Raw genomic sequence first — 9,275 nt, 5'->3', positions numbered from 1 at the left:
ATGGTTTTAGAAATAGCAAAAGTGCTAATGAATAACGTCAGTTATTGATTAACGCTTTTGCGTTATGCTCTTTAACAATCTGGAAAGCTGACTAGTAAATTGAATTCATTGAATTCAATACTAATAGTTTCATCGAAAGATGAAACGAGTTCTCAAGCAACACACATTCAAGTGTCTTGTGTAAGAGTCCGGCGAAACACAGTTCATCAATACTCAGATGAACAACCTTGGTTGTTGAGCCATACGAAAGACCTCTTGGGGTTGTATGGTTAAGTGACTAAGCGTACACGGTGGATGCCTGGGCAGTCAGAGGCGATGAAGGACGTGCTAACCTGCGATAAGCCAAGAGAAGATGGTAAGAATCACTATACTCTTGGATTTCCGAATGGGGAAACCCAGCTGCATAAGCAGTTATCAATACGTGAATACATAGCGTATTGAGGCGAACCGGGGGAACTGAAACATCTAAGTACCCCGAGGAAGAGAAATCAACCGAGATTCCGGCAGTAGCGGCGAGCGAACCCGGATTAGCCCTTAAGCTAGTTTTGCGACAGGTGAATGTGCTGGAAAGCACAGCGATACAGGGTGATAGCCCCGTAACCGGTAGCGCATTGCGAGTGAAATCGAGTAGGACGGGACACGTGATATCCTGTCTGAACATGGGGGGACCATCCTCCAAGGCTAAATACTCCTGACTGACCGATAGTGAACCAGTACCGTGAGGGAAAGGCGAAAAGAACCCCTGTGAGGGGAGTGAAATAGAACCTGAAACCGTGTACGTACAAGCAGTAGGAGCCCTTCGGGGTGACTGCGTACCTTTTGTATAATGGGTCAGCGACTTAATTTTAGTAGCAAGGTTAACCGTTTAGGGGAGCCGTAGGGAAACCGAGTCTTAACTGGGCGTTCAGTTGCTAGGATTAGACCCGAAACCAGGTGATCTAGCCATGGGCAGGTTGAAGGTGAGGTAACACTTACTGGAGGACCGAACCGACTAATGTTGAAAAATTAGCGGATGACTTGTGGCTAGGGGTGAAAGGCCAATCAAACCTGGAGATAGCTGGTTCTCCCCGAAAGCTATTTAGGTAGCGCCTCGGACGAATACTACTGGGGGTAGAGCACTGTTAAGGCTAGGGGGTCATCCCGACTTACCAACCCTTTGCAAACTCCGAATACCAGTAAGTACTATCCGGGAGACACACGGCGGGTGCTAACGTCCGTCGTGGAGAGGGAAACAACCCAGACCGCCAGCTAAGGTCCCAAAGTTATAGCTAAGTGGGAAACGATGTGGGAAGGCTCAGACAGCCAGGATGTTGGCTTAGAAGCAGCCATCATTTAAAGAAAGCGTAATAGCTCACTGGTCGAGTCGGCCTGCGCGGAAGATTTAACGGGGCTAAGCTATACACCGAAGCTGCGGCAATGCATTTATATGTATTGGGTAGGGGAGCGTTCTGTAAGCGGTTGAAGGTGCATCGTAAGGTGTGCTGGACGTATCAGAAGTGCGAATGCTGACATGAGTAACGATAAAGGGAGTGAAAAACTCCCTCGCCGGAAGACCAAGGGTTCCTGTCCAACGTTAATCGGGGCAGGGTGAGTCGACCCCTAAGGCGAGGCCGAAAGGCGTAGTCGATGGGAAACGGGTTAATATTCCCGTACTTCTTACTATTGCGATGGGGGGACGGAGAAGGCTAGGTGGGCCTGGCGACGGTTGTCCAGGTTCAAGGGTGTAGGCTGTAATCTTAGGCAAATCCGGGATTACACTAGGCTGAGACCCGATGTCGAGCCGCTACGGCGGTGAAGTCATTGATGCCATGCTTCCGGGAAAAGCCTCTAAGCTTCAGATAGTAAGGAATCGTACCCCAAACCGACACAGGTGGTCGGGTAGAGAATACCAAGGCGCTTGAGAGAACTCGGGTGAAGGAACTAGGCAAAATGGTACCGTAACTTCGGGAGAAGGTACGCTGCCGGCGGTGAAGAGACTCGCTCTTGGAGCTGCTGGCAGTCGCAGATACCAGGTGGCTGCAACTGTTTATTAAAAACACAGCACTGTGCAAAATCGAAAGATGACGTATACGGTGTGACGCCTGCCCGGTGCCGGAAGGTTAATTGATGGGGTTAGACTTCGGTCGAAGCTCTTGATCGAAGCCCCGGTAAACGGCGGCCGTAACTATAACGGTCCTAAGGTAGCGAAATTCCTTGTCGGGTAAGTTCCGACCTGCACGAATGGCGTAATGATGGCCACGCTGTCTCCACCCGAGACTCAGTGAAATTGAAATCGCAGTGAAGATGCTGCGTACCCGCGGCTAGACGGAAAGACCCCGTGAACCTTTACTACAGCTTGGCACTGAACATTGACCCTACATGTGTAGGATAGGTGGGAGGCTTTGAAACCGAGTCGCTAGATTCGGTGGAGCCGTCCTTGAAATACCACCCTTGTAGTGTTGATGTTCTAACGTCGCCCCGTCATCCGGGGTGCGGACAGTGCCTGGTGGGTAGTTTGACTGGGGCGGTCTCCTCCCAAAGCGTAACGGAGGAGCACGAAGGTGGGCTAATCACGGTCGGACATCGTGAGGTTAGTGCAATGGCATAAGCCCGCTTGACTGCGAGACTGACAAGTCGAGCAGGTGCGAAAGCAGGTCATAGTGATCCGGTGGTTCTGTATGGAAGGGCCATCGCTCAACGGATAAAAGGTACTCCGGGGATAACAGGCTGATACCGCCCAAGAGTTCATATCGACGGCGGTGTTTGGCACCTCGATGTCGGCTCATCACATCCTGGGGCTGAAGTCGGTCCCAAGGGTATGGCTGTTCGCCATTTAAAGTGGTACGCGAGCTGGGTTTAGAACGTCGTGAGACAGTTCGGTCCCTATCTGCCGTGGGCGTTGGATGATTGAGAGGGGCTGCTCCTAGTACGAGAGGACCGGAGTGGACGAACCTCTGGTGTTCGGGTTGTGTCGCCAGACGCATTGCCCGGTAGCTAAGTTCGGAATCGATAACCGCTGAAAGCATCTAAGCGGGAAGCGAGCCTCGAGATGAGTCATCCCTGAACCTATAAGGTTCCTGAAGGGTTGTTGGAGACTACGACGTAGATAGGCAGGGTGTGTAAGCGTTGTGAGGCGTTGAGCTAACCTGTACTAATTGCCCGTGAGGCTTAACCATACAACACCCAAGGGGTTTTAACGGACTCCGCAAACACTTGGATGAGTGTCGAGAACATCAGCTTTTTAGATTGTAAGAATTTTGCTTGGCGACCATAGCATTATGGACCCACCTGATCCCATGCCGAACTCAGTAGTGAAACGTAATAGCGCCGATGGTAGTGTGGGGCCTCCCCATGTGAGAGTAGGACATCGCCAGGCTTTCATTTCGACTTTGCTTATTTGATAAGCAAGTCACCATAGAGCTTTAAGTTTTCTTAGAGTTTTATGTTGACTTTCGAAGTGGTTAGCGTATTATACGCGTCCTGCTTAAGTGCTAAGGCACTGAAAGGCAATATGTTCTTTAACAATTTGACCATGCAATCTGTGTGGGCACTCGTGAAATGATAGTCAACAAAAGCATTATCAATGAAACTGAGTGACCAATACAAATTTTAAGTTTACTTATTATTTGGCACAGTCAATTCAATCATTACTTCGGTAATGGTTTAACAGTATTTCATTGAGCCAAAACTTTAATTGAAGAGTTTGATCATGGCTCAGATTGAACGCTGGCGGCAGGCCTAACACATGCAAGTCGAGCGGCAGCGACATAAGCAATCCTTCGGGTGCGCTTATGGGCGGCGAGCGGCGGACGGGTGAGTAATGCCTGGGAATATGCCCTGATGTGGGGGATAACCATTGGAAACGATGGCTAATACCGCATAATCTCTTCGGAGCAAAGAGGGGGACCTTCGGGCCTCTCGCGTCAGGATTAGCCCAGGTGAGATTAGCTAGTTGGTGAGGTAAGAGCTCACCAAGGCGACGATCTCTAGCTGGTCTGAGAGGATGATCAGCCACACTGGAACTGAGACACGGTCCAGACTCCTACGGGAGGCAGCAGTGGGGAATATTGCACAATGGGGGAAACCCTGATGCAGCCATGCCGCGTGTGTGAAGAAGGCCTTCGGGTTGTAAAGCACTTTCAGTCGTGAGGAAGGCATATGCGTTAATAGCGCATGTGTTTGACGTTAGCGACAGAAGAAGCACCGGCTAACTCCGTGCCAGCAGCCGCGGTAATACGGAGGGTGCGAGCGTTAATCGGAATTACTGGGCGTAAAGCGCATGCAGGCGGCTTGTTAAGCCAGATGTGAAAGCCCGGGGCTCAACCTCGGAATAGCATTTGGAACTGGCAGGCTAGAGTCTTGTAGAGGGGGGTAGAATTTCAGGTGTAGCGGTGAAATGCGTAGAGATCTGAAGGAATACCGGTGGCGAAGGCGGCCCCCTGGACAAAGACTGACGCTCAGATGCGAAAGCGTGGGGAGCAAACAGGATTAGATACCCTGGTAGTCCACGCCGTAAACGATGTCTACTTGGAGGTTGGTGTCTTGAACACTGGCTTTCGGAGCTAACGCGTTAAGTAGACCGCCTGGGGAGTACGGTCGCAAGATTAAAACTCAAATGAATTGACGGGGGCCCGCACAAGCGGTGGAGCATGTGGTTTAATTCGATGCAACGCGAAGAACCTTACCTACTCTTGACATCCAGAGAACTTTCCAGAGATGGATTGGTGCCTTCGGGAACTCTGAGACAGGTGCTGCATGGCTGTCGTCAGCTCGTGTTGTGAAATGTTGGGTTAAGTCCCGCAACGAGCGCAACCCCTATCCTTGTTTGCCAGCACGTCATGGTGGGAACTCCAGGGAGACTGCCGGTGATAAACCGGAGGAAGGTGGGGACGACGTCAAGTCATCATGGCCCTTACGAGTAGGGCTACACACGTGCTACAATGGCGTATACAGAGGGCGGCCAACTTGCGAGAGTGAGCGAATCCCAGAAAGTACGTCGTAGTCCGGATTGGAGTCTGCAACTCGACTCCATGAAGTCGGAATCGCTAGTAATCGTGGATCAGAATGCCACGGTGAATACGTTCCCGGGCCTTGTACACACCGCCCGTCACACCATGGGAGTGGGCTGCACCAGAAGTAGATAGCTTAACCTTCGGGAGGGCGTTTACCACGGTGTGGTTCATGACTGGGGTGAAGTCGTAACAAGGTAGCCCTAGGGGAACCTGGGGCTGGATCACCTCCTTAACGATATGACTGCGTTTTATGCAGTGTCCACACAGATTGCTTGGTTGAAATGTAAGAGAGCAAGGGTAGCGTTGGCTATCCTCGTTAGTGTGCCCAACACATTAACCAAACACTTAGTCCCATTCGTCTAGAGGCCTAGGACACCGCCCTTTCACGGCGGTAACAGGGGTTCGACTCCCCTATGGGACGCCACGGGTCGTTAGCTCAGTTGGTAGAGCAGTTGACTTTTAATCAATTGGTCGCAGGTTCGAATCCTGCACGACCCACCATCTTCTCCTTTGAAGATGTAAAACATCGGAGGGCGATTAGCTCAGTTGGGAGAGCACCTCCCTTACAAGGAGGGGGTCACTGGTTCGAGCCCGGTATCGCCCACCACTCTCTAAGAATTTTCTGCACGGATACGCAGATTCAATGAAGGTTAACTTTGTTGAGTCCGCTTTTTTGCCGCCGAAAATCATTAGAAAGTGGTTATCTCACGATAAACACATGCTCTTTAACAATCTGGAAAGCTGACTAGTAAATTGAATTTTCGAATTCAATACTAATAGTTTCTACTTGAATAAAGTAGGAACGAGTTCTCAAGCAACACACATTCAAGTGTCTTGTGTAAGAGTCCGGCGAAACACAGTCCATCAATACTCAGATGGACAACCTTGGTTGTTGAGCCATACGAACAGACCCCTTGGGGTTGTATGGTTAAGTGACTAAGCGTACACGGTGGATGCCTGGGCAGTCAGAGGCGATGAAGGACGTGCTAACCTGCGATAAGCCAAGAGAAGATGGTAAGAATCACGATACTCTTGGATTTCCGAATGGGGAAACCCAGCTGCATAAGCAGTTATCAATGCGTGAATACATAGCGTATTGAGGCGAACCGGGGGAACTGAAACATCTAAGTACCCCGAGGAAGAGAAATCAACCGAGATTCCGGCAGTAGCGGCGAGCGAACCCGGATTAGCCCTTAAGCTAGTTTTGCGACAGGTGAATGTGCTGGAAAGCACAGCGATACAGGGTGATAGCCCCGTAACCGGTAGCGCATTGCGAGTGAAATCGAGTAGGACGGGACACGTGATATCCTGTCTGAACATGGGGGGACCATCCTCCAAGGCTAAATACTCCTGACTGACCGATAGTGAACCAGTACCGTGAGGGAAAGGCGAAAAGAACCCCTGTGAGGGGAGTGAAATAGAACCTGAAACCGTGTACGTACAAGCAGTAGGAGCCCTTCGGGGTGACTGCGTACCTTTTGTATAATGGGTCAGCGACTTAATTTTAGTAGCAAGGTTAACCGTTTAGGGGAGCCGTAGGGAAACCGAGTCTTAACTGGGCGTTCAGTTGCTAGGATTAGACCCGAAACCAGGTGATCTAGCCATGGGCAGGTTGAAGGTGAGGTAACACTTACTGGAGGACCGAACCGACTAATGTTGAAAAATTAGCGGATGACTTGTGGCTAGGGGTGAAAGGCCAATCAAACCTGGAGATAGCTGGTTCTCCCCGAAAGCTATTTAGGTAGCGCCTCGGACGAATACTACTGGGGGTAGAGCACTGTTAAGGCTAGGGGGTCATCCCGACTTACCAACCCTTTGCAAACTCCGAATACCAGTAAGTACTATCCGGGAGACACACGGCGGGTGCTAACGTCCGTCGTGGAGAGGGAAACAACCCAGACCGCCAGCTAAGGTCCCAAAGTTATAGCTAAGTGGGAAACGATGTGGGAAGGCTCAGACAGCCAGGATGTTGGCTTAGAAGCAGCCATCATTTAAAGAAAGCGTAATAGCTCACTGGTCGAGTCGGCCTGCGCGGAAGATTTAACGGGGCTAAGCTATACACCGAAGCTGCGGCAATGCATTTATATGTATTGGGTAGGGGAGCGTTCTGTAAGCGGTTGAAGGTGCATCGTAAGGTGTGCTGGACGTATCAGAAGTGCGAATGCTGACATGAGTAACGATAAAGGGAGTGAAAAACTCCCTCGCCGGAAGACCAAGGGTTCCTGTCCAACGTTAATCGGGGCAGGGTGAGTCGACCCCTAAGGCGAGGCCGAAAGGCGTAGTCGATGGGAAACGGGTTAATATTCCCGTACTTCTTACTATTGCGATGGGGGGACGGAGAAGGCTAGGTGGGCCTGGCGACGGTTGTCCAGGTTCAAGGGTGTAGGCTGTAATCTTAGGCAAATCCGGGATTACACCAGGCTGAGACCCGATGTCGAGGTGCTACGGCACTGAAGTCATTGATGCCATGCTTCCGGGAAAAGCCTCTAAGCTTCAGATAGTAAGGAATCGTACCCCAAACCGACACAGGTGGTCGGGTAGAGAATACCAAGGCGCTTGAGAGAACTCGGGTGAAGGAACTAGGCAAAATGGTACCGTAACTTCGGGAGAAGGTACGCTGCCGGCGGTGAAGAGACTCGCTCTTGGAGCTGCTGGCAGTCGCAGATACCAGGTGGCTGCAACTGTTTATTAAAAACACAGCACTGTGCAAAATCGAAAGATGACGTATACGGTGTGACGCCTGCCCGGTGCCGGAAGGTTAATTGATGGGGTTAGACTTCGGTCGAAGCTCTTGATCGAAGCCCCGGTAAACGGCGGCCGTAACTATAACGGTCCTAAGGTAGCGAAATTCCTTGTCGGGTAAGTTCCGACCTGCACGAATGGCGTAATGATGGCCACGCTGTCTCCACCCGAGACTCAGTGAAATTGAAATCGCAGTGAAGATGCTGCGTACCCGCGGCTAGACGGAAAGACCCCGTGAACCTTTACTACAGCTTGGCACTGAACATTGACCCTACATGTGTAGGATAGGTGGGAGGCTTTGAAACCGAGTCGCTAGATTCGGTGGAGCCGTCCTTGAAATACCACCCTTGTAGTGTTGATGTTCTAACGTCGCCCCGTTATCCGGGGTGCGGACAGTGCCTGGTGGGTAGTTTGACTGGGGCGGTCTCCTCCCAAAGCGTAACGGAGGAGCACGAAGGTGGGCTAATCACGGTCGGACATCGTGAGGTTAGTGCAATGGCATAAGCCCGCTTGACTGCGAGACTGACAAGTCGAGCAGGTGCGAAAGCAGGTCATAGTGATCCGGTGGTTCTGTATGGAAGGGCCATCGCTCAACGGATAAAAGGTACTCCGGGGATAACAGGCTGATACCGCCCAAGAGTTCATATCGACGGCGGTGTTTGGCACCTCGATGTCGGCTCATCACATCCTGGGGCTGAAGTCGGTCCCAAGGGTATGGCTGTTCGCCATTTAAAGTGGTACGCGAGCTGGGTTTAGAACGTCGTGAGACAGTTCGGTCCCTATCTGCCGTGGGCGTTGGATGATTGAGAGGGGCTGCTCCTAGTACGAGAGGACCGGAGTGGACGAACCTCTGGTGTTCGGGTTGTGTCGCCAGACGCATTGCCCGGTAGCTAAGTTCGGAATCGATAACCGCTGAAAGCATCTAAGCGGGAAGCGAGCCTCGAGATGAGTCATCCCTGAACCTATAAGGTTCCTGAAGGGTTGTTGGAGACTACGACGTAGATAGGCAGGGTGTGTAAGCGTTGTGAGGCGTTGAGCTAACCTGTACTAATTGCCCGTGAGGCTTAACCATACAACACCCAAGGGGTTTTACGGACTCCGCAAACACTTGGATGAGTGTTGAGAACATCAGCTTTCAAGATTGTAAGAATTTTGCTTGGCGACCATAGCATTATGGACCCACCTGATCCCATGCCGAACTCAGTAGTGAAACGTAATAGCGCCGATGGTAGTGTGGGGCCTCCCCATGTGAGAGTAGGACATCGCCAGGCTTCCAATTTAGATTATCGCAGTGAACGTGCGGTGATTTGAGTGGAGCGGTAGTTCAGTTGGTTAGAATACCGGCCTGTCACGCCGGGGGTCGCGGGTTCGAGTCCCGTCCGCTCCGCCACTTATACTAAGCCCAAGCAGAAATGCTTGGGCTTTTTTACGTCTGTGAGATATGTTCGCCTTGCAGGAGAATGAGTCCCGCTGGAGCGCCAGCCCGGCCGTTCCGCCACTTATATTAAGCCCAAGTCGAAAGACTTAAGCTTTCTTGTATCT

4 tRNA genes and 5 rRNA genes are annotated in these 9,275 nt (G+C 51.3%); all 9 read left to right on the top strand.

What is annotated here, in order from left to right:
• Window positions 1-267 precede the first annotated feature (267 nt).
• The 9 genes from ACXAD4_RS16220 (at window position 268) to ACXAD4_RS16180 (ending at window position 9,123) form a co-directional block, all read left to right on the top strand.
• A 23S ribosomal RNA gene (locus ACXAD4_RS16220) occupies window positions 268-3,155 on the top strand.
• Window positions 3,156-3,239: 84 nt separating this feature from the next.
• Window positions 3,240-3,355 (top strand): 5S ribosomal RNA (rrf, locus tag ACXAD4_RS16215).
• 315 nt (window positions 3,356-3,670) lie between these two features.
• A 16S ribosomal RNA gene (locus tag ACXAD4_RS16210) occupies window positions 3,671-5,223 on the top strand.
• A 116-nt stretch (window positions 5,224-5,339) separates the two neighbouring features.
• Window positions 5,340-5,415 (top strand) — tRNA-Glu (locus tag ACXAD4_RS16205).
• A 1-nt stretch (window position 5,416) separates the two neighbouring features.
• A tRNA-Lys gene (locus ACXAD4_RS16200) sits at window positions 5,417-5,492 on the top strand.
• A gap of 30 nt (window positions 5,493-5,522) precedes the next feature.
• A tRNA-Val gene (locus ACXAD4_RS16195) sits at window positions 5,523-5,598 on the top strand.
• A gap of 319 nt (window positions 5,599-5,917) precedes the next feature.
• Window positions 5,918-8,805 (top strand): 23S ribosomal RNA (locus ACXAD4_RS16190).
• An 83-nt stretch (window positions 8,806-8,888) separates the two neighbouring features.
• Window positions 8,889-9,004 (top strand): 5S ribosomal RNA (rrf, locus tag ACXAD4_RS16185).
• The 16S, 23S and 5S rRNA genes sit together here with 4 tRNA genes alongside, the layout of an rRNA operon.
• Before the next feature lie 42 nt (window positions 9,005-9,046).
• Window positions 9,047-9,123, top strand: a tRNA-Asp gene (locus ACXAD4_RS16180).
• Window positions 9,124-9,275: the final 152 nt, after the last annotated feature.

The organism is Photobacterium sp. AWH4_225 (assembly GCF_056158405.1).
The sequence above is the reverse complement of the archived record's forward strand: the minus strand, read 5'-3'. Positions and strand labels throughout refer to the sequence as shown.